At 71.8% G+C, this 25216-nt stretch carries 20 protein-coding genes; 1 reads left to right on the top strand and 19 read right to left on the bottom strand.

Features of this window, described 5'->3' with window-relative positions; genetic code table 11:
* Positions 1–25: 25 nt before the first annotated feature.
* The 19 genes from ACWGKT_RS15175 to ACWGKT_RS15085 all read right to left on the bottom strand — a co-directional run bounded on the left by ACWGKT_RS15175 (position 26) and on the right by ACWGKT_RS15085 (position 23825).
* The gene (locus tag ACWGKT_RS15175) at positions 26–3415 is read right to left on the bottom strand and encodes a hypothetical protein (RefSeq protein WP_453273947.1); all 3390 of its coding nucleotides are present in this window, start codon (positions 3413–3415) and stop codon (positions 26–28) included.
* A 99-nt stretch (positions 3416–3514) separates the two neighbouring features.
* Positions 3515–4900, bottom strand: coding sequence for an aspartate aminotransferase family protein (locus ACWGKT_RS15170; RefSeq protein WP_453273946.1), 1386 nt, complete (start codon positions 4898–4900; stop codon positions 3515–3517).
* On the bottom strand, positions 4897–6861 hold the full coding sequence (gene dxs / locus ACWGKT_RS15165; protein WP_453273945.1) for a 1-deoxy-D-xylulose-5-phosphate synthase: 1965 nt from the start codon (positions 6859–6861) through the stop codon (positions 4897–4899). Before dxs ends, ACWGKT_RS15170 begins: the two co-directional genes overlap by 4 nt.
* A 34-nt stretch (positions 6862–6895) precedes the next feature.
* Entirely contained in the window at positions 6896–8011 is a 1116-nt protein-coding gene (gene ispG, locus ACWGKT_RS15160; RefSeq protein ID WP_453273944.1) for a flavodoxin-dependent (E)-4-hydroxy-3-methylbut-2-enyl-diphosphate synthase, read from the bottom strand.
* Positions 8012–8015: 4 nt separating this feature from the next.
* Positions 8016–9038: an adenosyl-hopene transferase HpnH gene (gene hpnH / locus ACWGKT_RS15155; protein ID WP_235452173.1), complete on the bottom strand. Its 1023-nt coding sequence runs from the start codon at positions 9036–9038 to the stop codon at positions 8016–8018.
* Between the two features lie 5 nt (positions 9039–9043).
* Positions 9044–9685, bottom strand: coding sequence for a phosphorylase family protein (locus ACWGKT_RS15150; protein ID WP_453273943.1), 642 nt, complete (start codon positions 9683–9685; stop codon positions 9044–9046).
* Positions 9685–11733 (bottom strand): squalene--hopene cyclase, encoded by a 2049-nt coding sequence (gene shc, locus ACWGKT_RS15145; protein WP_356150581.1) that lies wholly within the window; start codon positions 11731–11733, stop codon positions 9685–9687. The genes ACWGKT_RS15150 and shc overlap by 1 nt, the downstream gene beginning before the upstream one ends.
* Before the next feature lie 118 nt (positions 11734–11851).
* Positions 11852–12916 (bottom strand): polyprenyl synthetase family protein, encoded by a 1065-nt coding sequence (locus tag ACWGKT_RS15140; RefSeq protein ID WP_356150672.1) that lies wholly within the window; start codon positions 12914–12916, stop codon positions 11852–11854.
* A gap of 68 nt (positions 12917–12984) precedes the next feature.
* Positions 12985–14412, bottom strand: coding sequence for a hydroxysqualene dehydroxylase HpnE (gene hpnE, locus ACWGKT_RS15135; RefSeq protein WP_453273942.1), 1428 nt, complete (start codon positions 14410–14412; stop codon positions 12985–12987).
* Positions 14409–14549 carry a DUF6380 family protein gene (locus ACWGKT_RS15130; RefSeq protein ID WP_374292706.1) on the bottom strand — a complete coding sequence of 47 codons (141 nt, stop codon included), beginning with the start codon at positions 14547–14549 and terminating at the stop codon, positions 14409–14411. Before ACWGKT_RS15130 ends, hpnE begins: the two co-directional genes overlap by 4 nt.
* Positions 14549–15499: a presqualene diphosphate synthase HpnD gene (gene hpnD / locus ACWGKT_RS15125; RefSeq protein WP_356150587.1), complete on the bottom strand. Its 951-nt coding sequence runs from the start codon at positions 15497–15499 to the stop codon at positions 14549–14551. The genes ACWGKT_RS15130 and hpnD overlap by 1 nt, the downstream gene beginning before the upstream one ends.
* Complete coding sequence (gene hpnC / locus ACWGKT_RS15120) at positions 15496–16428, bottom strand: squalene synthase HpnC (RefSeq protein WP_453273941.1); 933 nt, start codon at positions 16426–16428, stop codon at positions 15496–15498. Before hpnC ends, hpnD begins: the two co-directional genes overlap by 4 nt.
* 328 nt (positions 16429–16756) lie before the next feature.
* On the bottom strand, positions 16757–17542 hold the full coding sequence (locus ACWGKT_RS15115; RefSeq protein WP_356150590.1) for an ABC transporter ATP-binding protein: 786 nt from the start codon (positions 17540–17542) through the stop codon (positions 16757–16759).
* A complete protein-coding gene (locus tag ACWGKT_RS15110; RefSeq protein WP_356150592.1) occupies positions 17535–18464 on the bottom strand; it encodes an ABC transporter permease in 930 nt (309 codons plus the stop codon). The genes ACWGKT_RS15115 and ACWGKT_RS15110 overlap by 8 nt, the downstream gene beginning before the upstream one ends.
* 92 nt (positions 18465–18556) lie before the next feature.
* Positions 18557–19402, bottom strand: coding sequence for a glycosyltransferase family 2 protein (locus tag ACWGKT_RS15105; protein ID WP_356150674.1), 846 nt, complete (start codon positions 19400–19402; stop codon positions 18557–18559).
* A 50-nt stretch (positions 19403–19452) separates the two neighbouring features.
* Positions 19453–20232, bottom strand: coding sequence for a CDP-alcohol phosphatidyltransferase family protein (locus tag ACWGKT_RS15100; RefSeq protein WP_235452165.1), 780 nt, complete (start codon positions 20230–20232; stop codon positions 19453–19455).
* On the bottom strand, positions 20210–21271 hold the full coding sequence (locus ACWGKT_RS15095) for an iron-containing alcohol dehydrogenase family protein (RefSeq protein ID WP_453273940.1): 1062 nt from the start codon (positions 21269–21271) through the stop codon (positions 20210–20212). Before ACWGKT_RS15095 ends, ACWGKT_RS15100 begins: the two co-directional genes overlap by 23 nt.
* Positions 21259–22011, bottom strand: a complete 753-nt coding sequence (locus ACWGKT_RS15090) for a phosphocholine cytidylyltransferase family protein (RefSeq protein ID WP_453273939.1) — start codon at positions 22009–22011, stop codon at positions 21259–21261. Before ACWGKT_RS15090 ends, ACWGKT_RS15095 begins: the two co-directional genes overlap by 13 nt.
* Positions 22008–23825 carry a DUF5941 domain-containing protein gene (locus tag ACWGKT_RS15085; RefSeq protein WP_453273938.1) on the bottom strand — a complete coding sequence of 606 codons (1818 nt, stop codon included), beginning with the start codon at positions 23823–23825 and terminating at the stop codon, positions 22008–22010. The genes ACWGKT_RS15090 and ACWGKT_RS15085 overlap by 4 nt, the downstream gene beginning before the upstream one ends.
* Positions 23826–24114: 289 nt before the next feature.
* Here ACWGKT_RS15085 and galE point away from each other — a divergent pair, with 289 nt between their 5' ends.
* The gene (galE, locus tag ACWGKT_RS15080; RefSeq protein ID WP_453273937.1) at positions 24115–25086 is read left to right on the top strand and encodes a UDP-glucose 4-epimerase GalE; all 972 of its coding nucleotides are present in this window, start codon (positions 24115–24117) and stop codon (positions 25084–25086) included.
* Positions 25087–25216: the final 130 nt, after the last annotated feature.

Here is a 25216-nt window from a genome sequence, read left to right as displayed (position 1 = left end):
CACTCCGACACGGTCACGCTGAGGGTCACTCCGCATCCGTCATGCGCTGGTACGCCTCGTACCGCACGTCGGGGTCCGGATGCCCACGCAGCAGGCGCAGCACCGCCCGCCACTCCTGCGGCCAGCCGAGGGCATTGCCGGCCCCGCCCACCAGGCCGGCCGCCAGCAGACCGGTGACGGTGCCGCCGTCGCGGGCCAGCGGGTCGGCGGCCGCCAGCAGGGCCCCGCCGCGCCGGGCCAGATCACCGCGGACCCGGTCGGTCCGCAGCGCTCCCGCGGCCTGCCGCGCGACGTTCACTCCGGCGCCCTCCAGGGCCGCCGCCAGCTCCCGCAGACGTGCCAGGACGGCGTCCGGCTCCACGGCCAGGTCGACCAGCCTGACCAGCAGGAAGGCGCGCTCGGCCGCCAGCAGCGGTTCCCGCGCCAGCAGCCCGGCGATCCCCCGGAGCAGGTCGGGCCGGTGGGGCCGGTCGGAGTAACCCGATGGCACCAGGGTGCGCAGCCGCTGCAGCGCCGGCTGGTCCCGGTCCGCCAGCGCGTCGCCGCCTCCCTCGGGCGTGTGCATCGCGGCCAGCAGCTCGCTCACGGCGCCGTGCAGCACGCTGCCGGGCGCCCCACCGCCGAGGGGCTGCGGCAGATCGGAGGCGGCCAGGTCGCGCAGTACCCACGCCGCGTACTGCCAGTGCCTGCGGCCGCCGAGGTCGCAGACCGTTCGCGAGAGCCGGCCGGCCAGTTCGGGGGCGTAGGGGGTCCAGGCGCCGATGTTCCGCAGGACGCCGTAGGAGGCATAGCCGCCGTACGAGTCCAGGCAGGCGTCGTACGCCGTGCCGACCAGGGCGCCGTACGCGGCGCGGTGCGCGGCGGCCAGGTCCCAGGGGCTGACCTCCACCAGAGCCTGGAGCACGGCCGGGGCCTCGTCGTGTGCGGCCTCCGCGAGGAGGTCCCAGGTCTCCGGCACGCCCAGCAGCGGCGGCAGGGAGCGGACGACGGCCGCCCGCACATCGGGGTGGCTGTCGGGGGCCCGGAAGGCACCCACCAGCAGGGCGACCGCTTGACGCCGGGGCAGGAAACGGGTCGCGAGCCGCACCGCCTCCTTGCGGGCGGTCACCTTCGCGGCCCGCTCGCCGGTCAGCAACGCGCCCAGCGCCCGGGCGAGTTCCGCGGGAGCGGCGAAATGCGCGACGCGGCCCGCCGCGTACACGGCGACCCGCGCCCGGTCGCCCGCGGCCTGTTCCAGGAGGACCGGCAGGGCGTCCTGGGGGCGGTCGGTCCACGCCAGCGCGGCGAACGCCGCCTCCGCGACCACCACGTCATCGTCGTCCTTGTACCGCATCGCCAGGGCGTGCCCCAGCTCCGGGACCGGTGCGGCCGCCCGGATCGCGGCGGCCCGGTCGTCCGACGGGAGGGACCCGTCGGCGGCCGTCCGCCCGGCGAGGTGTGCGGCGGCCCTCTGCTGCCGGGGCAGCCAGCGGTCGGAGGCGGCGAGGTCCGGCAGCGGACGCCGGGCCCCCTGGACCAGGAAGCGACCGTACGGCGGTTCGTCCGCAAGCAGGGCGTCCAGCAGATCCGTGCGCCGCCGGGCCAGGACCTCCCGGACGGGAGGAAGGACGACCGCCGACGGTTCGAGCGCGACGATCCTGGCGACCCGCTCGGCGCGGGTGGCCGGCGCGGCCAGCCACAGCTTCGCCGCCGCCTCGAACGTCGTGTCGTCGCCCCGCTCCACGGCCAGCGCCAGCAGGTCCTGCAGCTCGGGCATCCGCCGGGCACGCGGGCCCAGCGCCTCGGTCAGGCCCACCACCAGCCGGAAGTCGGAGCGGTCCGCGGCGGATCGCAGCCAGGGGCGCAGTGCCTCGAACACCTCGTGCTCCTGGCCACGCCGCAGGACCCGGTGCAGCGGGCCCAGGTCCGGCACGCCGAACCGTCCCACCAGCCGCTCCAGGGTGCCGAGCGCCCAGGCCCGCAGGGCCGGGTCGGCGGCCGTGGCGTGCTCGGCCAGCACGCGCCCGGCGAGCGTGCGCACCGCCGCCAGGGTGCCGGCCGAACAGTCCCGCGCCTGCAGGGCGTCGACGGCGATCCGGTCGAGCGACGGCGCGTGGTCGGGGCCGAACAACCGCGGACGCACCGCCGCGAGCGCGGCGAGCGCCTGAGCGCGCACGGGGTCCCGCTCGTTGCGCAGGCGCATCAGCTCGTCCAGCATCCCGGTGATCGCCTCGCGGCCGCCGTCGCGGGCCGCGCACCGCACCAGCATGGCCCAGGCGGCCTCCCGGTCATCGGGGTCCGGCCGATGCGCCGCGGCGAGCAGCGCGGACCGCGCCTCGGCGTAGGGACCGTGGGCGAGGGTGTGCAGGTCCTCCCAGAAATCGTCCGGGTCGTCGAACTCGGCCGCCGCCCGCCGCACTTCCGCCCAGCGGCGCTCGCGAGGCAGCAGTTCGAGCTCGGAGCGGGACGGCTCCCTGTCCGTCCAGCCGCCGGTGACCGTGTCGAGGAACGCCGCGCGCCGGCCGGGGGCCATGGCCTTCAGCAGCGCGGTCAAGTGGGCGCGGTGCTCCCAATGGCGGCCCAGCTCCGGGAGCGACCGCGGATCGGCCCGCACCAGTCGGCGCAGCACACCGGGCGGGGGCAGCGGCTCGTGGCGGTTCTCGCGGCGTTCGGGCGAGGTGATCCAGCGGATCACGCGCTCGACGTCGGCGGTGATCAGGGGGCCGAGTCCGCAGTACAGCACGGGCGGCAGTCTGGGCGGTCCGTACTGTTCGAGCAGTGCCAGCACCCGCTCGGGGCGCCGTGGGGCGAGCGCCGCCACGGTCGTGGCGTTCAGCCGCCACCACTCCTCCTGCCGCCAGGCGTCGGGGCGTTCGGCGAGGGCGCGCTCGCAGTGGTCCACAACGGCGTCGGGATGGCGCTGTGCCAGCGTCGTCCAGGCCTCGATGGCGTGCGCGAGCCGGGGCAGTTCCCGTGCGACGAACGCGGTGGAACAGGCGGGCAGCAGCCGGGCCGCCTCGGCGTCACCCCACTGCTCGCCCAGCCGCGCCACCAGCCGCTCGGCGAGCGCGCTGCGGCCGCCGTGGGCGAGCACACGGGCCAGCCGGTGCCGCAGTACGGCCGGCGCGTCCTCGTACGCCGCCTCCACCGCCTCGTCCGGTACGGGCAGCGTCCGGGCGGCGCGCAGGGCGTACCCGGCGACGACCGCGTCGGGGTCGGCCAGCCGCTCGGCGAGGAATCCGGCGTCCCGTCCGGCGAGGGCGGCCAGCGCCGCGAGCCGCCGCTCGTAGGGACCCCGCGCGTCGAGGCCGGCGAGGAGCGGAGCGAGCCGTCCCTCGTCCGCCAGCCGGTGGGCCGTCCGCGCGGTGAGCGTGAGACGGGCCGGGAAAGGCAGTGGTTCGAGTGCGGACAGCAGCTCTTCCGCGGTGGTTGGCATCGGGCGATTGTGCCCCGGGTGATCCTTTCGGGCGAACCGTTTTTCCGAACGACCGGGATCCTGACCGGGGCCCGCGGCGGGCCCCGGCTCACGAGCCGGCTAGCGGTTGGCCACCGCCTGCTTGATCAGGGTCCTGCCGAAGTCCCACATCAGGCCGCCGCCGCTGTGGGCGTCGTCCATCACGGACGTGAAGGCGTCGACGAACCGGTCCACGTCGGCCTCGTCGACGACCAGCGGCGGGATCAGCTTGATCACCTCCAGGTGGTCGCCGGAGACCTGGGTGAGGATCCGGTGCCGCTCCAGCAGCGGTACGACCACCATCTGGGCGAACAGGCCCTTGCGGGCGGCCTGGAGCATGGTCCAGCGGCTGCGCAGCTTCAGGGAGGAGGGCCGGCCGAACTCGATACCGATCATCAGTCCCCGGCCGCGGACGTCGGCGAGCAGCTCGTACTTGTCGATCAACGCGGCGAGCCGGGACTTCAGCAGCTCGCCCGTCCCGCGCACCCCGGCGACGATCTGCTCGTTCTCCATGACCGACAGCACGGCGAGACCGCACGCCATCGCCTGGGCGTTGGACCCGAAGCTCGCCGAGTGGACCAGGACGCGGTCCATGGACGAGTAGACCTTCTTGAAGATCCAGTCCTTGCCGAGGGTGGCGCCGACCGGGACGTAGCCGCCGGACAGCGCCTTGGCGACGCACACCAGGTCGGGTTCGACGCCCTCCTCGTGCTGGTAGGCGTAGAAGTCGCCGGTCCGGCCGAGGCCGGTCTGCACCTCGTCCGCGATGAGCAGCGCCTTGTGCCGGTGCAGCAACTCCTGGGCGGCGCGCAGGTATCCCGGCGGGGCCTCGTGCACGCCCTTGCCCTGGATCGGTTCGACGATCAGGGCGGCGACGTCGCCCTTCTTCAACTCACGTGCCAGGGCGTCGAGATCGCCGAGCGGTACGGCGGTGTCGGGCAGCAGCGGGGCGAAGCCGTCCCGAAAGCCCCGCTCGCCGTTCACCGACAGCGAGCCGGTGGTCAGGCCGTGGAAGGCGTGGTCGCAGTAGAGGATCCGCGGCCTGCCGGTGGCGTACCGGGCGAACTTCAGCGCACTCTCCACGGCCTCCGTGCCGCTGTTGCCGAAGAACACCCGGTCCAGGTGCGGGCTGTGGGTGAGCAGCTTCTCGGCCAGCAGGCCGGGCAGCGGCTGGCAGTCGAAGCGGGTGAGGTCGGCGAGGTTCAGGTCCAGGACGTCGTGCAGCGCCTTGCGGACGACGGGATGGTGGCGGCCGAGGCCCATCACCCCGAACCCGGCGAGCATGTCCAGGTAGTCGTTGCCGTCCGCGTCCCAGAAGTGGGCGCCCTCGGCGCGCTCGTAGACCTTGTCGAAGCCGATGGTGTGCAGCATGCGCGGCAGTTGGTGGTTGAGGTACTTGCCGTGCAGGTCGTAGCGCTCGGCTCCGCGCTCGGCCAAGAGCGCGCCGAGGTCGAACTCCGTGGTCATTCGGTCCTCTCCTGTTTCTCGGCTCTCCCGGCCGGGATCGCGCCGGTGCCCCCGGCGTTCTCGACGGCCGAGCCGGCGCCGGTGCCGTCGGCGTCGCGGACGGCCAGGCTCGCGCCGATCCGGCCGGCGACCTCGACGGGCGTGAGGCCGATGTCGGCGAGCACCTCGCCGCGCTTGGCGTGCGCGAGGAACTGCTCCGGGATGCCGAACCGCCGTACCGGCACGTCGACATCGGCGTCGCCCAGCGCGAGCGCCACCGCGGCCCCCACACCGGCCGCCCGGCTGTTGTCCTCGACGACGGCGACCAGTCGGTGCCCGGCGGCGAGCCCCGGCAGGGCCGGGTCGACGGGCTTGACCCAGCGGGGGTCGACGACGGTGCAGCCGATGCCGCGCGCCGCCAGCAGTTCGGCGGCCTGCAGGCACACCGGTGCCATCACGCCGACGGCCACCAGCAGGACGTCGGGCCGTTCGGACCGGTGGAGCACGTCCATGCCGCCGACCCGGGCGAGTGCCGGGATCTCCGGACCGACCGACTCCTTGGGGAAACGCACCAGCGTCGGCGCGTCGTCCACCGCCACGGCCTCGCGCAGCTGGGCGCGCAACTGGTCGGCGTCGCGCGGCGCGGCGATCCTCAGGCCCGGTACGACCTGGAGCACCGACATGTCCCACATGCCGTTGTGGGAGGCCCCGTCGACACCGGTGACGCCCGCCCGATCGAGGACGAAGGTCACCCCGCAGCGGTGCAGCGCGACGTCCATCAGCAGCTGGTCGAAGGCGCGGTTGAGGAAGGTGGCGTAGACGGCGACGACCGGATGCAGGCCCCCCGTGGCGAGCCCGGCCGCCGAGACCGCCGCGTGCTGCTCGGCGATGCCGACGTCCCACACCCGGTCGGGGAAGCGTTCGGCGAACTTGCCGAGGCCCACCGGGTGCAGCATGGCCGCCGTGATCGCCACGACGTCGTCCCGCTCCTCGCCGATTCTGACGATCTCGTCGCCGAACACCGAGGTCCAGGACGGCCCGCTGGACGGCGTGAGCGGTTCGCAGGTGAGCGGGTCCATCACGCCGACGGTGTGGAAGTGGTCCTCCTCGTGGGCGAGGGCGGGTTCGTAGCCGCGCCCCTTCTCCGTGAGGCAGTGCACGAGGACCGGTCCGTGGAAGCGCTTGGCGCGGCGCAGCGCGGACTCGACGGCCAGGATGTCGTGGCCGTCGATCGGCCCGACGTACTTCAGGCCGAGGTCCTCGAACATGCCCTGCGGCGCGAAGGCGTCCTTGAAGCCCTTCTTCGCGCCGTGCAGGGACTCGTAGAGGGTGCTCCCGACGACCGGGGTGCGCAGCAGTACGTCCTTGCCCCAGGCCAGGACCTTCTCGTAGCCGTCGGTGGTGCGCAGGGTGGCCAGGTGGTTGGCGAGGCCGCCGATGGTCGGCGCGTAGGAGCGCTCGTTGTCGTTGACCACGATGATCAGCGGCCGGTCCTTGGCGGCCGCGATGTTGTTCAGCGCCTCCCAGGCCATGCCGCCGGTGAGCGCGCCGTCACCGATGACCGCGACCACATGGCCCTTCTCGCCCAGCACCCGGTGGGCCTTGGCGAGCCCGTCCGCCCAGCCGAGGGCGGTGGAGGCGTGGCTGTTCTCGATGACGTCGTGCTCGGACTCCTCACGGGAGGGGTATCCGGACAGTCCGCCCTTGCCGCGCAGTTTGGAAAAGTCTTGACGTCCCGTCAACAACTTGTGCACATAGCTCTGGTGGCCGGTGTCCCACAGAATGCGGTCGACCGGTGACTCGAAGACCCGGTGCAGCGCGACGGTGAGTTCCACCACGCCCAGGTTGGGTCCGAGGTGACCGCCGGTCCTGGTGACCGCGTGCACCAGGAACTCCCGTATCTCTTCGGACAGTTCACCGAGTTCCGCCTCGGACAGCGCCTTCAGGTCGCGTGGTCCCCGGATGTTCTCCAAAATGGTCACGCTGGGCCCCCTCTCGGTCGTGCCTTGCTTCAACTCACTTCATCTGCTCGGCGAGCTTCAGGGCCTCCTCGATGAGGGTCTCCACGATCTTCGACTCGGGGACGGTCTTGATGACCTCGCCCTTGACGAAGATCTGGCCCTTGCCGTTGCCGGAGGCGACACCGAGGTCGGCCTCGCGGGCCTCACCCGGACCGTTGACGACGCAGCCCATCACCGCGACGCGCAGGGGCACTTCCATGCCCTCCAGGCCCGCGGTGACCTCGTCGGCCAGCTTGTAGACGTCGACCTGGGCACGTCCGCAGGAGGGGCACGAGACGATCTCCAGGCGGCGTTGCCGCAGGCCCAGCGACTCCAGGATCTGAATGCCGACCTTGACCTCCTCGACGGGAGGCGCGGACAGGGACACGCGGATGGTGTCGCCGACGCCCCGGGAGAGCAGGGCGCCGAAGGCGACCGCGGACTTGATCGTGCCCTGGAAGGCCGGACCGGCCTCCGTGACACCGAGGTGCAGCGGGTAGTCGCACTGGGCGGCGAGCTGCCGGTACGCCTCGATCATCACGACCGGGTCGTTGTGCTTCACGGAGATCTTGATGTCCCGGAAGTCGTGCTCCTCGAACAGCGACGCCTCCCACAACGCGCTCTCCACCAGCGCCTCGGGAGTCGCCCTGCCGTACTTCTGCAGCAGACGCCGGTCCAGGGAGCCCGCGTTCACACCGATGCGGATCGGCGTGCCGCGCTCCTTCGCGGCCCGCGCGATCTCCTTGACCTTGTCGTCGAACTGCTTGATGTTGCCCGGGTTCACACGGACGGCCGCGCAGCCCGCCTCGATCGCGGCGAACACGTACTTCGGCTGGAAGTGGATGTCCGCGATCACCGGGATCTGCGACTTGCGCGCGATCGTCGCCAGCGCGTCGGCGTCGTCCTGCGTCGGACAGGCCACGCGGACGATCTGGCAGCCGGACGCGGTCAGCTCGGCGATCTGCTGGAGCGTGGCGCCGATGTCGGACGTACGGGTCGTCGTCATCGACTGCACCGACACCGGGGCCCCGCCCCCGACCGCCACCGGTCCGACGTGGATCTGCCGCGCGACGCGCCGCTCGGCGATCGGCCGGGGCGGTACCTCGGGGACGCCCAGGGGTACGGCGGTCATGGCGTCACTCCCGGTTCCCGGAGACCGTCTCGCGCATGGCCCGCAGCGACTCCTTGAGGGAGCCCATGGTGGCGAGGACGGCGGTGGGCTCGTAGCCGCAGTGCGCCATGCAGTTGGCGCAGCGCGGGTCCTTGCCCCGGCCGTACTTGTCCCAGTCCGTCTTCTCGATCAGCTCGCGGTACGTCGGGACGTAGCCGTCGCTCATCAGGTAGCAGGGGCGCTGCCAGCCGAACAGCGAGTAGTTCGGGATCGCCCACGCGGTGCAGGGGAAGTCGACCTTGCCCTCCAGGAAGTCGAGGAACAGCGGCGAGTGGTTGAGCCGCCAGCGGCGCCGATTGCCGCCCGCGAAGGCCTTCTTGAACAGCTCACGGGTCTGCTCCACACCGAGGAAGTGCTCCTGGTCGGGCGCCTTCTCGTAGGCGTAGGCGGGCGAGATCATCATCTCGTCCACCTTCAGGTCGTCATTGAGGAAGTTGAGCACCTCGACGATCGTCTGCGGGGTGTCGGTGTTGAAGAAGGTCGAGTTGGTGGTCACCCGGAAGCCGCGCCGCTTGGCCTCCTTGATGGCCTCCACGGCCTCGTCGAACACGCCTTCCTTCGCAACGGACTCGTCGTGCCGTTCGCGCAGCCCGTCGATGTGCACCGCGAAGGCGAAGTACGGCGAGGGCGTGAAATCGTCCATCTTCTTGCGCAGCAGCATGGCGTTGGTGCAGAGGAAGACGTACTTCTTCTTGGCCACCAACTGCCGCACGATCTCGTCGATCTGAGGGTGCATCAGGGGTTCGCCGCCAGCGATGGACACCATCGGCGCGCCGGACTCCAGCACCGCCCCCACGGCCTGGGCGACGGGCATGCGCTGCTTGAGCACCCCGGCCGGGTGCTGGATCTTGCCGCAGCCCTCGCACTTGAGGTTGCAGGCGAAGAGCGGTTCCAGCTCGACGATGAGCGGAAACTTGTCCCGCCTACGGAGCTTCTGTTCGGCCAAGTAAGTAGCGACCTTGATGGACTGACGCAGCGGCATGGCCATCTGGCTCACCTCCGGGGGAGCAACAAAGAACGGTGCCATTCGAAGAAAGCGGGAAGGACGGAACGAAGGACACGGAAAGCAGATATTCCACCGCGCACCGTGCCGATCCGGACGAGTTCGTGTTCAGGAGCGTCCACGACCACTCGGACGGACGCAACCGGGCGCTCGCCTGCGCGGACGGCGCTCAGAAGCGTGGCCGCCGACTCCATGTCGACCGCGATTGCGCCGGTCGCGAGCAGATCGGACCGTTCGTGACCGCGGACGACGTGATCGGAACCGGTGAGGGGTCCGGTGTGGACGGTGCGCCCGGGCAGGGTACGGACGAGTTCCTTGACGAGCAGGTCGGTGCCTACGCACGGGACGTTCCCGTACGGGTCCCGGGTCTCCTCGGCGACGACCAGGTCGCCGGGGTGCATGCCGGGGGCGAGCCCCGCGCAGAAGCCGGTGGCCAGGACCGCGGCGCCGGCCAGCGCGGGGTCGGCCAGCACCCGGGTGACGGAGCGCTGCGCCGCCTTGGGCCCCATGCCCGTCCGCAGGACCGTGACCGGCCCGCCCGCCCCGCCGCGGTCGCCCGCGCGCAGGGCGAGGTGCTCGATGCCGAGCGCGCAGGCGATCAGCAGCGGGGCCGTGGCGGGCTGTGCGCTCATCAGCTCCCCTTGGCCTCGGCGAGGGTCTCCTCGGCGGGTGACTCGGCGGGCTTGCCGATCCGGTCGGCCTTCTCGGTGAAGGGCTCCCCGTGCACATAGCGGCCGAGCGCGGTGAGCGGGAAGACCTGCCGGTAGAGGTGGTAGTTGATGGAGAAGTCCCAGGGGAACCCGGTGCCGGTGAAGTACGGCTCGTCCCAGGAGCCGTCCGCCCGCTGGGTGGTGGCGAGCCACTCGATGCCGCGCTCCACGGCCTTGGAGTCCCGCTCCCCCGCCGCCAGCAGCGCCATCAGGGCCCATGCCGTCTGGGAGGCGGTGGAGGCGCCGCGACCGCTCCACTCCTTGACGTACTTGTAGGAGCGCAGGTCCTCGCCCCAGCCGCCGTCGTCGTTCTGGACGGTCTCCAGCCAGGTCACGGCGCGGCGGATCGCCGGATGCGAGGCGGGCAGACCGGCGGCGGTCAGGGCGGGCACCACCGACCCCGTGCCGTAGACGTAGTTGACGCCCCAGCGCCCGAACCACGAGCCGTCCGGCTCCTGTTCGGCCAGCAGCCACTCGATGCCGCGCCGGGTGCGCGGGTCGTGGGCCAGGCCCTCGACCGCGAGCATCTCGACGACGTGCGCGGTGACGTCGGCCGAGGGCGGATCGATGACCTCGCCGAAGTCGCAGAACGGCAGCCGGTTGGGGAACGGGCTGGTGTTGTCGGCGTCGAAGGCGCCCCACGCGCCGTTCCTGGACTGCATCCCGAGGTTCCAGCGCACTCCGCGCCCGATCGCCTTGTCGACCCGTTCCGGGTCGTGGTGCCTGACGCGGCGCAGCGCGAGGACCACCTCGGCGGTGTCGTCGATGTCGGGGTAGTTGTCGTTGTGGAACTCGAATGCCCAGCCGCCAGGCGGCAGTTGGGGCCGCCGCACGGACCAGTCGCCGGGCCGCACGATCTGCTCGCCGAGCATCCAGTCGGCGGCCTTGACGAGTTGCGGGTGGTCGGCGGGCACACCCGCGTCGGCGAGCGCGATGGTCGCCAGGCAGGTGTCCCACACCGGCGACTGACACGCCTCGATCATCCGGGCGCCGTCCTCGCGCCACACGGCGTAACGATCCAGCGATTCCAGGCCGGCCCGCATCACGGGGTGCCGGAGGTCGTAGCCGAGCAGATGCAGCGCGATGATCGAGTACACGGCGGGCGGCTGGATCCCGCCCCAGCAGCCGTCGTTCTCCTGGCGCTCGACGATCCAGCGGGCGGCGGAGTTCATCGCGGCCCGGCGCAGCCTGCGCACGGCGACGGCGCGGTAGCCGCGGACCACCTTGTCGAGGCGTTGGAAGAGGCCGTCCCAGGTCGTCGCCGGGGCGAGCGGCTGCGGCGGGTTGGGGAGGTCGGGGTCGGTGTGCAGCTCGTCGAGCGGGAAGGGTGCCGGACGCACCGGGCGCTTGGCCGAGACGACCGTGAGCGGCACGATGGTCTGCCGCGCCCAGCAGCCGAACCGGTAGATGCTGAGTGGGAACCACTTGGGGAAGTAGAGGAGCTCCGGCGGAAGTTCGGGCAGGTCCTCCCACTTCCACCAGCCGAACAGGGCCAGCCAGATCCGGGTGAACACGCGCGCCGCGGCGATGCCGCCCCGCTCCCGGACCCAGGCCGAGGCCTTCGCCATGTGGGGCGCTTCGGGCGCGTCACCGGCCAGCCGCAGCGCGACGTACGCCTCGATGGTGGCGGAGAGTTCGCCGGGCCCGCCGTAGAAGGTGGCCCAGGCGCCGTCCTCGCGCTGCTCGCCCCGGATGAAGAGTGCGGCGGCCTGTGTCGTCGCCTCGTCGCGGATGCCCAGGAACTGACGGAGCAGCAGGTCCTCGGCGTCCATCGTCACGTTGGTTTCGAGGTCGCCCTTCCACCAGCCCTCGGCGTCCTGCCCGGCCAGCAGGAAGTCGGTGGCCCGCTGTACGGCGCGTTGGGCGGCATCGTGCACCCCGGCCGCCACAGGGCTCGTGATGTCGGTTTCGCTGGCCGCGGCAGCGCGGGGAGGCAGTGCCCCGGGGCTTCCGTCGGTCGTCGCTGTCATGGCTTCCCCTTCGTGCAGTCGTGCGAGTCGTGCTGCTGTGGGTCCGCCGTCGGCCGGTACGCGTCGTGACTCGCGCCACCGGCCGGCGACTACGCGAGGGCTATTCGACCGATAGTGATCATCTCTTTCGTACGACGACGAAGTCGGCGAGCGCCGCGAACCGGTCCCGGACCATGGCGGGCATGTCGATGGCGTCGAGGGCTTCGATGGCGATGGCGTACTGGCGGCGCGCCTCCTCGGCGGTCCACTCACGGCCGCCCGCCTCCTCGATGAGGGCGGCGCGGGCGGCGAACTCCTCCTCCGAGAAGTTCTCGAAGTCGCTGCTCTTGGCGTCGGCGGCGAGCATCTCGCCGAGCCGCTCGGAGGCGGAGCCGCCCGCCGCCAGCGCGGCCACGACCGGCAGCGACTTCTTGCGCTGGCGCAGGTCGCTCCAGGTCTGCTTGCCGGTCGCCTCCGGGTCGCCCCAGATGCCGAGCAGGTCGTCCACGGCCTGGAAGGCGAGGCCGAGGTGGTAGCCGTACTTCTCCAGTGTGTCGGCGGTGCGGTCGTCCGCGCCGCCGAGCACCGCGCCGATGGAGCTGGCGCAGGCGAGCAGGGCGCCGGTCTTGTTGCCCTCCATCTCCAGGCACTCCTCGACGCTGACCCGGTCGCGGTGTTCGTACGAGATGTCCTGCGCCTGACCGTCGATCAGGGCGCGGGTGGCGGTGGTCAGCCGGCGGGTGGCCCGGCCGGCCTCGACGGTGCCGAGCTCCAGCAGGATCTCGTTGGCGAGGGCGAACAGGGCGTCGCCGACCAGGATGGCCTGGGCGGGACCGTGCACCTTCCAGACGGTGTCACGGTGGCGGCGCTGTTCGTCGCCGTCCATCAGGTCGTCGTGCAGCAGCGAGAAGTTGTGCACCAGCTCGACGGCGACCGCGCCGGGGATGCCGACCTCGGGCGCGGCGCCGGTGACCTCGGCGGAGAGCACGGCGAGCGCGGGGCGCACGGCCTTGCCGCCGTCGCCGTCCGCGGGATTGCCCTGGGCGTCGATCCAGCCGAAGTGGTAGGCGGCGACCGTGTCCATGGGAGGTGCCAGGCGGTCGACGGCCGCCCGCAGTACCGGTGTGGCCAGGGTCCGGCCGCGCTCCAGGAGCGCGGTCACGTCCACCGCGGTCCTCCGCGCGGGCGTCGAGGCCGGGGGCACAGTGGGCACAGTCTCTCCTCTTGTTGCGGTACCGGGGGTGCGGGGGCCTGCCGTGTGCCGGTCGAGCATCACGCCGCCTCCTCGAAGTCGAAGAGGTGGCTGGGGCGGGGCCGTCCCAGGGTGCTCAGCGCGGCGTCGGCCGCGCTCACTCCACTGCGGACCGCACTCTCCATGGTCGCGGGCCACCCTGTGGCGGTCCACGCTCCGGCCAGGTAGAGGCCGGGGGCCTTGGTACGGGCGCCGGGCCGCAGCCGCCCGACGCCGGGGGTGGGGGCGAACGTGGCCGTGCGCTCCCGGGTGACGAAGAAGTCCCGCACCTGCGCGCCGCGCGCGGCGGGCAGCAATCGCTCCAGCTCGGGCAGATAGCGCTCCCGCAGCACGGCGACCGGCTCGTCGATCTCGTCCTGCGCGGCGGACTGGGACAGGGCGAGGTACTGGCCCGCGCGCAGCCCGGACGCCTCGGTGCGGTCGAAGACCCACTGCACCGGGGTGCCGAGGGCCGCGAAGAACGGCTTGGCGAGCACCTTGCGGTCGTAGACGACATGGACGTTGAGGATCGGCGCGGTGTCGATCGCCAGCAGGTTCTGGGGGGCGTCGAGGGCGCCGGGCGGCAGCAGTTCGTGGGCCTCGCGCTGCGGTACGGCGAGCACGACCACGTCGGCCACGAGTGTCTCGCCGGGAACCTGAACGCTCCAACTTCCGTTTTCGTTGGTAGAGATGGAGGTGACGCGTGTACGGACCCCGGTACGCACGCCCGCGGAGTCGAGCGCCTTGCGGGCCAGCCGGTCATGCAGTTCACCCAGCGGGACGCGCGCCCAGCCGATGTCGGCCGCGCCCGGGTCGGACAGCAGACCGGTCTTGAACACCATCGCGGCGAGCCCCAGCGAGGCGTCGCCCGCGACCGCGTTGAGGGTGGCGACCCCGACCAGGTCCCACAGGGCCTCGACGGCACGCGCCGACTGGCCGTGTCCGGCCAGCCAGCTGCCGAAGTCCTGGGTGTCCAGGGTCGGATCGGCGAGGTCGAGCCCCTTGAGCGCGAGCGCGGCACGCCCCACCCTGGCCCGCTCGGCGAGCGACAGGTGCGGGTAGGCGGCCAGGCTCCGGCCCAGGTGCAGGGGTACGGGCAGCGGATCGCGCCGCAGCCTGCCGAGGCGTCGGCCCGCGGGCTTGGAAACGTCGAGAACGGGCACGTCGAGACGATCCTGCAGTGGCGCCAGCGCCGTGCCGTCGACCCGGTCGAGGAACCAGCGGTAGGCGGTGCAGCAGCGCAGGTACACGTGCTGGCCGTTGTCGACGGTCAGGTCGCCGCGTTGGAAGGAGAAGGCCAGCCCGCCCAGGCGCGGCCTGCCTTCGAGCAGGGTGACCCGGACGCCCGCGTCCGCGAGGGCGAGCGCGGCGGTGGTCCCGGCGAGTCCGCCGCCGACCACGACAGCGGTGCGCCCGGCGTGTTCCGGATCGTCCGCCTGCGGCGCGTCCTGCCGCGTGCCGTCGGTCATCGTGCGTCCTTCCGTGCGGGCCCGCCGTGCTGGTTGAACACTGCACGGCAGGCTGTCGCAGTCAGGGACGCCGCGCCGCACCGGAGGGTTGCGTGCCGCTTTTCTCCGGTGGAGTCACCTGGAACCGGACTGTCCATCAGGCGCGCCTCCTGACGGTCCGCCGCGAGGCGTGCCGACGCGTGTCCAGCCCGGACAGTCCGCGCACGGCGACGTACGCCTTCTCGCGCCCGGGCAGCGAGACCCGGCCGCGCAGCACGGCCTCCGGCTCCCGCTCGATGCGGTCGAGCAGGCGGCGGTAGATGCCGGCCATGGCGGCGACACAGGCGCCGCTGCGCCGGTCGAGCATGGGGAGCAGCCGGTAGCCCTCGGCGAAAAGGGCGCGGGCCCGCCGCACTTCGAAGTGCACGAGGCCCGCGAAGTCGGAGCCCTCCGGTGGGGTCGGCCCGTTGAACCCGGCCGAGCAGCCGAACTTCGCGAGATCGTCCGCGGGCAGGTAGGTGCGCCCGCCCTCGGCGTCCTCGCGGACGTCCCTGAGGATGTTGGTCAGCTGCAGCGCGAGCCCGAGCGTGTCGGCGTACTCGGGTGCGCGCTCGGCGCCGTGCGCCCCCGGTTCCGTACCGAACACGCCGAGGGACAGGCGGCCGATGGCGCCGGCCACACAGCGGCAGTAGGCCTTCAGGTCGTCCCAGGTCTCGTACGTCTCGCCGCGTACGTCCATCTGGACGCCGTCGATGAGTTCGTCCAGGCCGCCGAGCGGGATCGGGAACGCCCGGGAGGCGTGCGCCAGGGCCACGGCGACCGGGTCGGTGTCGTCCTCGCCGACCGCGTCCTCGCGGATCCGGCCGAGCAGCGACCGGGTGTCCTCCAGCCGCGCGACCTTGACATCGTTGGCCAGCGCGCCGTCGCCGATGTCGTCGACGCGCCGGGAAAACGCATACAGCGCCGACATCGCGCGGCGCTTCGGCGTCGGCAGCAACCTGATGCCGTACGCGAAGTTACGGGCCTGCTGCCCGGTGACGGCCTCGCAGTAGCTGTAGGCGGCGAGTACCGGTGCGGACACGTGTGCTGAGTCCACGGTCCGGATCACCCCTCTCCTCGCAGAATCACGCCCACCTCGCGCAGCAGCTGGACCTTGCCGGGCTTGGGCGGGCCGGGAAGTACGTCGTAATCAGCGGCGACGATCGCGTGGATCGCCGCCCTTCCCCCCGCCACGAACCCCGCGAGCAGCAGCCTCAATCTGCCGTGGACGCTACCCACCAGGGGGGCGCCTTCATTCAGCAGATCGCCGGCGCGTTGCGCTTCGTATGCAACCAGGGCGCGCACCGATGCGCTCGTGGTTTCCGCGGCGAGATCCGCCTCCTGGACGTGAAAGCGCTTCATGTCCGTGGCGGGCAGGTAGATCCGGTCGCGGCCGAGGTCCTCGGCGACGTCCTGGAGGTGTTCCACGATCTGCAGTGCCGTGCAGATCGAGTCGGAGCGCCGGACCCGCTCGGGGGTCGTGGTGCCGGTGACGGCGAGGACGAGGCGGCCGACGGGGTTGGCCGACAGCTCGCAGTAGGCGAGGAGGTCCTCGTAGGTCTCGTACCGGGAGACGCGCTGGTCCTGGCGGTTGGCGGCGATCAGACCGAGGAAGGGTTCGGGGGTGAGCGAGTGGCGCTCGACGGTGGGCTGGAGGCGGCCCAGGATCGGGTGCTGCGGGGTGGAGTCGAACACGCGGTGCAGATCGGCCTCGAAGGCGTCGAGCAGCGCGAGCCGGTCCTCGGCCTCGGCGGGCGACACGCCGAGCAGGTCGGCGTCGGCGCCGCCCGGGGCCAGATCGCCGTCACCGATGTCGTCGACGAGGCGGGCGAAGCCGTACACCGCCATGAGGTCGTCGCGCCATGCCTTGGGCAGGAAGAACGGGGCCACCGGGAAGTTCTCGTCCGCGGCCTTGTCCAGCGTGCCGCGCTCCGGATCACCGGAGGGCGCGGGGTGCGTTCGCGTCACCGCACGCTGCCCGCGGCGAGGACGGCACATGCTGCGTTGAGCTGGGGAGTTTCCGTAGCCATTGCCGTCACATCTCCCGTTCTACACTGCCGATCCGATACACACTATTTCGGACACGCCGCCCGGCCGTCCGTGGGGCGGCCCGGGTGCGGGTGTCGCGCATTATGGCCCTACTTGCCGCTTTCGGGGACCGGTACAGCTTACGTTGTACAACGCAGCGAGGTCCGTCGGGGTGTCCTGCACATCACAACAACACACCGATTGGTGTCAAGATTCCTAAGCCCAGACCGAGTTGACGCTTCCTTTGCAGACGCGGGCCCCGCCGGAAAGGTTCCGGCGGGGCCCTCGGCACTGCGGGCTACTTGCCCGTGAACTTCTCGTACTCCTTGAGCACCTCGTCGGTCGGGCCGTCCATGCGCAGCTCACCGCGCTCCAGCCACAGGACGCGGTTGCAGGTGTCGCGGATGGACTTGTTGTTGTGACTGACCAGAAACACGGTGCCGGCTTCCTTGCGCAGCTCCCGGATGCGTTCCTCGGAGCGCTTCTGGAACTTGCGGTCACCGGTGGCCAGCGCCTCGTCGATCATGAGGACGTCGTGGTCCTTGGCGGCGGCGATGGAGAAGCGGAGACGGGCCGCCATTCCGGAGGAGTAGGTGCGCATCGGCAGGGTGATGAAGTCGCCCTTCTCGTTGATGCCCGAGAAGTCGACGATGTCCTGATAGCGCTCCCTGACCTGCTCCCGGGACATGCCCATCGCGAGCCCGCCCAGGATGATGTTCCGCTCGCCCGTGAGGTCGTTCATGAGGGCCGCGTTGACGCCGAGCAGCGAGGGCTGGCCGTCGGTGAAGACCTTGCCCTTCTCGGCGGGCAGCAGGCCGGCGATGGCACGCAGCAGGGTGGACTTGCCGGAGCCGTTGGAGCCGATCAGGCCGATGGCCTCGCCCCGGTAGGCGACGAAGGAGACACCGCGCACGGCGTGCACCTTGCGCACGCCCCGCTCCTCCCCCCGCTTGAGTATGCGGCTGAGCGCGGCGGTGGCGCTGCCCTTGCCGGTCTTGGCGCCGTGCACGCGGTAGACGATGTGCAGCTCGTCCGAGATGACGGTGGGGATCTTCGCCCCGTTGTTGTCGTTCTGTTCAGCCACGGCCGTACCGCTCCTCCGCCTTCCAGAAGTACACGAAGCCGCCGGCGAAGACGGCCACGGCCCAGAAGAGGGCGATGGCCCACACGTGCGGCGGGAGGTTCGAGGCGCCGTAGCCGTCGATGAGCGCGAAGCGCATCAGGTCCATGAAGACGGCGGCCGGGTTGACCTCCATCGCGCGGACCACCCACTCCGGGCGGCCGGCCATCATGTGGTTGATCGAGAACATCACGCCGGACATGTACATCCAGGTACGCAGGATGAACGGCATCAGCTGGGCGAGGTCCGGGGTCTTGGCGCCCATCCGGGCCACGGCCAGCGCGAGCCCCGTGTTGAAGAGGAACTGCAGCGCCAGGATCGGCAGGATCAGCAGCCAGGACAGGCTCGGGTAGCTGCCGAAGCCGATCGCGACGACGAACAGCACGATCATCGAGAAGAGCAGCTGCTGGAGCTGCTGGAGCGCGAAGGAGATGGGCAGCGAGGCGCGCGGGAAGTGCAGCGCCCGCACCAGGCCGAGGTTCCCGGAGATCGCGCGCACGCCGGACATGATCGAGCTCTGGCTGAAGGTGAACACGAACACACCCGTGACCAGGAACGGGATGTAGATGTCCTGCGACATGCCCCGGCTCGCGTGCAGGATGACGCCGAAGACGAAGTAGTACACGCCGGCGTTCAGCAGCGGTGTGGCCACCTGCCACAACTGGCCGAGCTTGGCCTGGCTGTACTGGGCGGTCAGCTTCGCCTGGGAGAAGGCGAGGATGAAGTGCCGCCGACCCCACAGCTGACGGACGTACTCGCCGAGCGAGGGCCGGGCGCCGCTCACGGCGAGCCCGTACTTGGCGGCGAGCTGGGTCGCCGTCAGTCCCTCGTCGGGCGACGGAGCCGCGGTCACCGCGACTCCGACGTCATGGGTGGTCTCACTCACGGGTGGAAACTTTCGTCTTCGAGGTCGTCTTCGTCGTCTTCGGTTCGCCCGGAGGCCGCTTCGTCATGCGCGGCGTCCCATGGACGAGCTTGTCAGATGACGGGGGGCCGGCCCAGTCGGGTCAGCCGCCACACCGTACGCCACTTCATGGGCCTGCGTGGACCGCACGGTCCGGCCCAGCCTTCCCGGAAACCGCCGAACCATGCCTTCAGGGCCGGCCGGGAGGGGCGGCGCAACAGGGTGAGCAGCATCCAGACCCCGAGGTAGACGGGGACCAGGAGCGCGGGGAGGTTGCGGCGGGCCAGCCAGACGCGGTTGCGGGCGACCATGCGGTGGTACACCGCGTGCCGGGAGGGCGCGGTCGTCGGGTGGTAGAGCACCATGTCGGACCGGTAGTCGATCATCCAGCCGGCGTCGAGGGCCCGCCAGGCCAGGTCGGTCTCCTCGTGCGCGTAGAAGAACTCGTCGGGCAGACCGCCGACTTCGGCGAAGACCCGGGTACGCACCGCGTTGGCGCCGCCGAGGAAGGTGGTGACCCGGGAGGAGCGCATCGGGTCGGCGGCGCGCAGCCGCGGCACGTGCCGGCGCTGGGTGACGCCGGTGTCCGGGTCGGCGATGCGGAAACTGATGATGCCGAGGTCCGGGTCGGCGGCGAAGGCCTGCCGGCACAGTTCGGCGGTGTCGTGCGTGGCAAGGAGGCCGTCGTCGTCGAGGAACAGCAATATGTCGACGTCGCGGCCGCTGGGTCCGAACGCCTCCGTGCCGACGTTGCGGCCGCCGGGAATGCCCAGGTTCTCGGGCAGCTCCAGCGTCCGGACGCCCTCGGGGACGTCCGGGACCGGCGAGCCGTTGCCGACGACGACCACCTGGACCCGGTCGCCGTCCTGCTTGGCGACCGAGTCGAGCAGTGCCCTGAGCTCGTCGGGGCGGTTGCCCATGGTGATGATCACCGCGCCGACCTTCAGCGGGGCCGAGGTGTCCACGGCGCTCACCTCAGCCTGCTCGACGCGAGGATGGACACCAGGTGCAGCACGGTCTGCAGCAGGGCGATCCCGGCGAGCACGGCGGTGCCGAGCCGGGTGAAGAACAGGTCGCCCCTGATCTGGTCCGCGATGGCGAGGAGCAGGATCAGCAGGGAGGCCTCGATGCCGAGGATCAGCCGGTGGAACTTGAGGGCCGCGGCGGCCCGGCGGGCCAGTGCCATGCCGGACGAACGCGGCTCTGACGCCGCCTCCTTGACCGGCTCCAGGCCGGCCTGGTGCCGGGCGACGCCGACCAGGTCGGTCTCGGCCTTGATCAGGATCGCGCCGAGCGCGGCGAGGGTGCCGAGGAAGGCCCACAGCCAGTCGACGCGCCCGCTCCCCCACAGGTCGGCGGCGCGCAGGCCGAGGCCGACCAGGACGGCCGCGTCGGTCAGATAGGCGCCGACCCGGTCCAGGTAGACCCCGCCGAGCGAGTACTGCTTCTTCCAGCGGGCGATCTCGCCGTCGACGCAGTCCAGCAGCAGGTACAACTGGGTGGCGACCACGCCGAGCACGGCGCCCGCGATCCCCGGCACCAGCAGGGCCGGGGCCGCGAGCACACCACAGACGGTCATCAGGTACGTGAGCTGGTTGGGCGTGACCCTGGTGTTCACCAGATAGCGGTCGACGCGCAGGGACACCTCGCGCATGTAGAGGCGTCCCGCCCAGTGCTCACCGCTGCGCCGGTCCTTCACCCCCGCGGGGTGGACGACCGGACGGAGTTCAGCTACCGATGGCCTTGACATAGTCGACGTAGATGTCCTTGATCTGGTGGGTCTTGAGGTCGAGGTGTTCGAGGATCGTGTAGCGGCCGGGCCGGGTCTCCGGGGCGAACTCGACGACCCGGACGAACTCGTCGACGGTGAAGCCGATCTCCTCCGGCAGCACGGGCAGCCCGTGCCGGCGCAGGACCTCGGCCATGTACACCGACTCCTCGTGGGCCCCGCGCAGGTACATCGCGAAGGCCGCCCCCAGGCCGCACTGCTCGCCGTGGCTCGCGGCGCGCTTGGGGAAGAGCAGGTCGAAGGCGTGGTTGATCTCGTGACAAGAGCCCGAGGCGGGCCGGGAGTCGCCCGAGATCGACATCGCGATGCCGGTGAGGACCAGCGCCTCGGCGAGCACCTGGAGGAAGTCGCTGTCCCCGATGCCGCCGGGGTGGCGCAGCACCGCCTCGCCCGCCTGGCGGGCCATGGCGGAGGCGAGGCCGTCGATCTTCTCGCCGGTGACGCGGTTGGACAGCTCCCAGTCCGCGATCGAGTTGATGTTGGAGACGGCGTCACCGATCCCGGCGCGCACGAACCGGGCCGGCGCCTGACGGATCACGTCCAGGTCGATCACGACCGCGATCGGGTTCGGCACACCGTAGGAGCCGCGGCCCGCGTCGTTGTCGAGGGTCGCGACCGGCGAGCACAGGCCGTCGTGCGCGAGGTTCGTCGGCACGGCGACCAGCGGGAGGCCCACCCGGGCCGCCGCGAACTTGGCGCAGTCGATGATCTTGCCGCCGCCGAGGCCCACGACCGCGTCGTAGCGGCCGGCCTTGATGTCGCCGGCCAGCCGGACGGCGTCGTCGAGGGTGCCGCCGCCGACCTCGTACCAGCTGGCGCCGGGCAGCGAGGGGGCGACGCGCTGCGCCAGCTGTGCGCCGGAGCCGCCGCTGACCGCGACGGCGAGCCGGCCGGAGTGCGAGATGCGCTGGTCGGCGAGTACGGAGGCCAGGTCGTCGAGGGCACCCGGGCGGATGTCCACGACGACCGGCGACGGGATGAGCCGGGTCAGTACTGGCACGCGATCTCCCGTCCCCTGGCGAGATCGTCGTGGTTGTCGATCTCGACCCACCGGACGTCGCCGATCGGCGCCGTGTCGATCCGGAAGCCGCGGTTGACGAGCTCCTGGTAGCCGTGCTCGTAGAACTGCTGCGGGTCGGTCTGCCACACGGTCTTCAGCGCGTCGGCCAGTTCGGGGGCGGCGTCGCCCTCGATGAGGGTGACGCCGATGTACTCGCCGGTGGCCTCGGCGGGGTCCATCAGCTTGGTGATCTTCGTCATGCCCTTCTCGGGGTGGACGACGACCTTCATCTCCTCGTCGGCCAGCGACTTCACCGTGTCGAGGGCGAGGATGATCTTCTTGCCGTCGCCGCGGGCGGCGAGCAGCGTCTTCTCGACGGAGACCGGGTGCACGGTGTCGCCGTTGGCGAGGATCACACCGTCCTTGAGGGCGTCACGGCCGCACCACAGGGAGTAGGCGTTGTTCCACTCCTCGGCCTTGTCGTTGTCGATGAGGGTGAGCTGGAGGCCGTACTTCGCCTCCAGTGCCGCCTTGCGCTCGTACACGGCCTCCTTGCGGTAGCCGACGATGACCGCGACCTCGGTCAGGCCGATCTCGGCGAAGTTGCCCAGTGTGAGGTCGAGCACCGTGATCGAGTCCTCTATACCCGCGGGGCCCACCGGCACCAGAGCCTTGGGAAGGCTGTCGGTGTAGGGGCGCAGGCGTCTTCCGGCGCCGGCCGCCAGCACGAGGCCGATCATGCGGGTTCTCCTTCATCGTGTACGGCGGGCGCGCCACCCTTGTGGGCGGTCACCCAGAACCGGATGCTCTCGACGAGCACCACGAGGGCGACGGCCACGGCGAGGACCGTGAGCGCGCCCTTGAACTGCGCAGGGGTGAGCAGCGCGGCGAGCACCGTGACGAGCAGCGTGCGCCCCTCCTGCCCCCCGATCGCGCGCACCAGCCAGGCCGGTGGCGCTCCGGCGTTGCCGCGGATGCGGTACACCGTGTCGTAGTGATGGTAGGCGACGGCGGCCACCAGGCCGAAAGCCGCGGGAAGCGCTCCGTTCACCCCCGCTTCAACCGCGAGGGCGAGCACGGTGCCGTATTCGGCGGCCCGGAAGAAGGGCGGGACCAGCCAGTCGAGGGCGCCCTTGAGCGGGCGGGCGACGGCAAGCGCCGAGGTCAGGACGTACACGGCGGCCGCGGCGGCAGGCAGCACCCCGCCGAAGCCGGTGAGCGCGGAAGCGGTCACCACGGCGGCGCCGCCGAGCAGGGCGACGGCGGGGACCGCGAAGCCGGGCAGGCCCCTGTCCAGGACACGGGCGAGGCCCTGGGCGAGCGGGCCGGAGTCGGCGAGGTCCGCCAGCGCCAGCGCGGCCCGGTCGGTCCGCCGGGCCCTGCGGGTCAGGGACCGCAGCACGCGTCCCGCTGTGGTGTATGTCGCAGCGAGGGCGCAGCCGACGAGCAGCGCGTAGAGGGTGATCCGGGGAGTCGTCACCGCCGTCAGGACGGCGATCATGGCCCATCGTTCGCCGATGGGCAGGACTATCATCCGGCGCGCCCAGACCGTCCAGCCGACGCTGTCGAGCTTGCCGGACAGGGCCGCGGTGGGGCTGGTGTTGGCGGTGGCGTCGGGATCCCCGACGTTCGCCTCGTTGAAGGAGAAATCCACCACGTGCCGGCAGGTCTGCAGGATCATCGCGCCGAGCGCGAGGGCCCATACGTCGTCGCCGCCGCGCGCCGCGCCGAGCGCGAGGCCCGCGTAGTACGCGTACTCCTTGGCCCGGTCGAAGGTCGCGTCGAGCCAGGCGCCCAGCGTGGAGTACTGCAGGGAGTAGCGGGCGAGCTGGCCGTCGGTGCAGTCCAGGACGAACGAGAAGATCAGCAGCACACCGGCGGCGACGAAGCCGGGCCGGGTGCCGGTGGCCGCGCAGCCGGCCGCGATCAGCGCGGTGAGCAGCGAGGCCGTGGTGACCTGGTTCGGGGTCAGACCGCGGCGCGCGCACCAGCGGGCGAGATAGCGCGAGTACGGGCTGATGAAGAACGTGGTGAAGAAGCCGTCGCGGGCCTTCACGGCCGACTTCAGACGTACGGCCTCGTCGTCGACGGCGTCCACGGCCTGCCGTGCCTCGTTGCGGCCCTGCGGGTCGGCGGGGACGGCGGCGACGAGGCTGCCGAGCTCGGGGCGGTGCACCTCGGCGCCGTCGGCGCCGAGGGCGGTGACGATCCGGTCGGCGAGGCTGTCGACGGCGACCGCCGTACCGCCGCCGGCCGAGGCCTCCCGCGCCATCGCCCGGGCCAGGGCCTCACGGCCGGCCGGCTGCGCGGTCACGGCGCCGGTGACCGCGGCGAGCGGGAAGCGGGGGTCGGTCAGGCCGAGGCGCAGCGCGTGCGGGTGCCCGACGAAGCGGGAGTCGACGAGGGCCACCCGCTGGTCCGCCGGGACGGCGGCGAGGAGCATCTCGGTGTCGGCGGCGTCCGCGGCCACCCGCACCTCGAAGCCGAGGGACCGCAGATCGCCTTCGAGCGACGATCCGGGGACCGGCTGACCGGTCACGATGGCGGTCGACAACCGAACTCACTCCCTGGGTGCCGACGCGCCTGCGCCGGTCGTCTGCGTGCTGGGTGCGCCGCTTGTCCGTGACAGCCGGGCGGCATTGTCGGCAGAGGCTATCGGATGACCGGAAGATTGTGTTCACCGACCGTTCACGGACAGGTCGACACGGTCTGTACTGGCCTTTGCCGCGATCATCATGGGTGATCAAGGGTCCGCCCCACAAACCACGGCCCGCGTATCCACCGGGACCGGGCATCCGGGACACCGCTGGGCCCGGTGAGCCGTCGGCATAGGGTGGGCGACCATGACTTGGCTGATCACCGGCGGTGCCGGATACATCGGGGCGCATGTGGCGCGGGCCATGGCGGCCGACGGGGAGCGCGTCGTGGCGCTGGACGACCTGTCGGCCGGAGTGCCCGCGCGGCTCCCGGCAAACGTGCCGCTCGTCACGGGTTCCACGATGGACGCGGACCTGCTGAGGCGGGTCTTCGCCGAGCACGAGGTGACCGGTGTGGTGCATCTCGCGGCCCGCAAGCAGGTCGCCGAGTCGGTGGACCGCCCCACCTATTACTACCGGGAGAACGTGGGCGGTCTCGGCACGCTCCTGGACGCGGTCGCCGAGGCCGGGATCGAGCGGTTCCTGTTCTCCTCGTCGGCGGCGGTCTACGGCAACCCGGATGTGGACCTGATCACAGAGGACACCCCGTGCGCCCCGGTGAACCCGTACGGCGAGACCAAGCTCACCGGTGAGTGGCTCGTCCGGGCGGCGGGCCGGGCGCACGGCATCGCGACGGTGTGCCTGCGCTACTTCAACGTGGCGGGCGCGGCCGCCCCCGAGCTGGCCGACACGGGCGTCTTCAACATCGTCCCCATGGTCTTCGACCGGCTCACCCGCGACGAGGCCCCGCGGATCTTCGGCGACGACTACCCCACCCCGGACGGCACCTGTGTCCGGGACTACATCCACGTGGCCGATCTGGCCGAGGCGCACCTCGCGGCGGCCCGGCGGCTCGCCGGGGCGGGCCCGGCCGGCGACCTGACCGTGAACATCGGGCGCGGTGAGGGCGTTTCGGTCCGCGAACTGATCTCGGTCATCGGCGAGGTCACCGGCGACCGGCGCGCGCCCGTCGTCGAGGGCCGCCGCCCCGGCGACGCCCCGCGCGCGGTCGCCTCGGCCGCACGGGCCGCCGAGGAACTGGGCTGGCGGGCCCGGCGCACCGTGCCCGAGATGGTCGACTCCGCCTGGCGGGGCTGGCGGCTGCACCACGGCCAGTGATTCGACACCACCCTGACCTGCGGTTCGTTTCCGCAGGTCAGAGCACATGACAACGGTGTTCAGTGCCGCGTTGCCGGGTACCCCCCACCCGTAGTTCACTGTGAGCCCGGGCGGAACACAGGAGGGTGCG

The sequence above is a fragment of the Streptomyces sp. NPDC054794 genome (genome assembly GCF_053611585.1).
Note: the sequence above shows the minus strand (reverse complement) of the source record. Positions and strands in the feature narration are given on the sequence as shown.

Excerpts from the sequence above, each read along its gene's own strand:
- ACWGKT_RS15100 (WP_235452165.1), bottom strand. The coding sequence starts at position 20,232 with ATGTCAAGGCCATCGGTAGCTGAACTCCGTCCGGTCGTCCACCCCGCG.
- hpnC (WP_453273941.1), bottom strand. The coding sequence starts at position 16,428 with ATGTGCCGTCCTCGCCGCGGGCAGCGTGCGGTGACGCGAACGCACCCC.
- ACWGKT_RS15090 (WP_453273939.1), bottom strand. The coding sequence starts at position 22,011 with ATGATCGGCCTCGTGCTGGCGGCCGGCGCCGGAAGACGCCTGCGCCCC.
- hpnE (WP_453273942.1), bottom strand. The coding sequence starts at position 14,412 with ATGACCGACGGCACGCGGCAGGACGCGCCGCAGGCGGACGATCCGGAA.
- shc (WP_356150581.1), bottom strand. The coding sequence starts at position 11,733 with ATGACAGCGACGACCGACGGAAGCCCCGGGGCACTGCCTCCCCGCGCT.
- ACWGKT_RS15170 (WP_453273946.1), bottom strand. The coding sequence starts at position 4,900 with ATGACCACGGAGTTCGACCTCGGCGCGCTCTTGGCCGAGCGCGGAGCC.
- hpnH (WP_235452173.1), bottom strand. The coding sequence starts at position 9,038 with ATGGCCATGCCGCTGCGTCAGTCCATCAAGGTCGCTACTTACTTGGCC.
- ACWGKT_RS15130 (WP_374292706.1), bottom strand. The coding sequence starts at position 14,549 with ATGGACAGTCCGGTTCCAGGTGACTCCACCGGAGAAAAGCGGCACGCA.
- ispG (WP_453273944.1), bottom strand. The coding sequence starts at position 8,011 with ATGACCGCCGTACCCCTGGGCGTCCCCGAGGTACCGCCCCGGCCGATC.
- ACWGKT_RS15105 (WP_356150674.1), bottom strand. The coding sequence starts at position 19,402 with ATGGGCAACCGCCCCGACGAGCTCAGGGCACTGCTCGACTCGGTCGCC.
- ACWGKT_RS15175 (WP_453273947.1), bottom strand. The coding sequence starts at position 3,415 with ATGCCAACCACCGCGGAAGAGCTGCTGTCCGCACTCGAACCACTGCCT.
- galE (WP_453273937.1), top strand. The coding sequence starts at position 24,115 with ATGACTTGGCTGATCACCGGCGGTGCCGGATACATCGGGGCGCATGTG.
- ACWGKT_RS15150 (WP_453273943.1), bottom strand. The coding sequence starts at position 9,685 with ATGAGCGCACAGCCCGCCACGGCCCCGCTGCTGATCGCCTGCGCGCTC.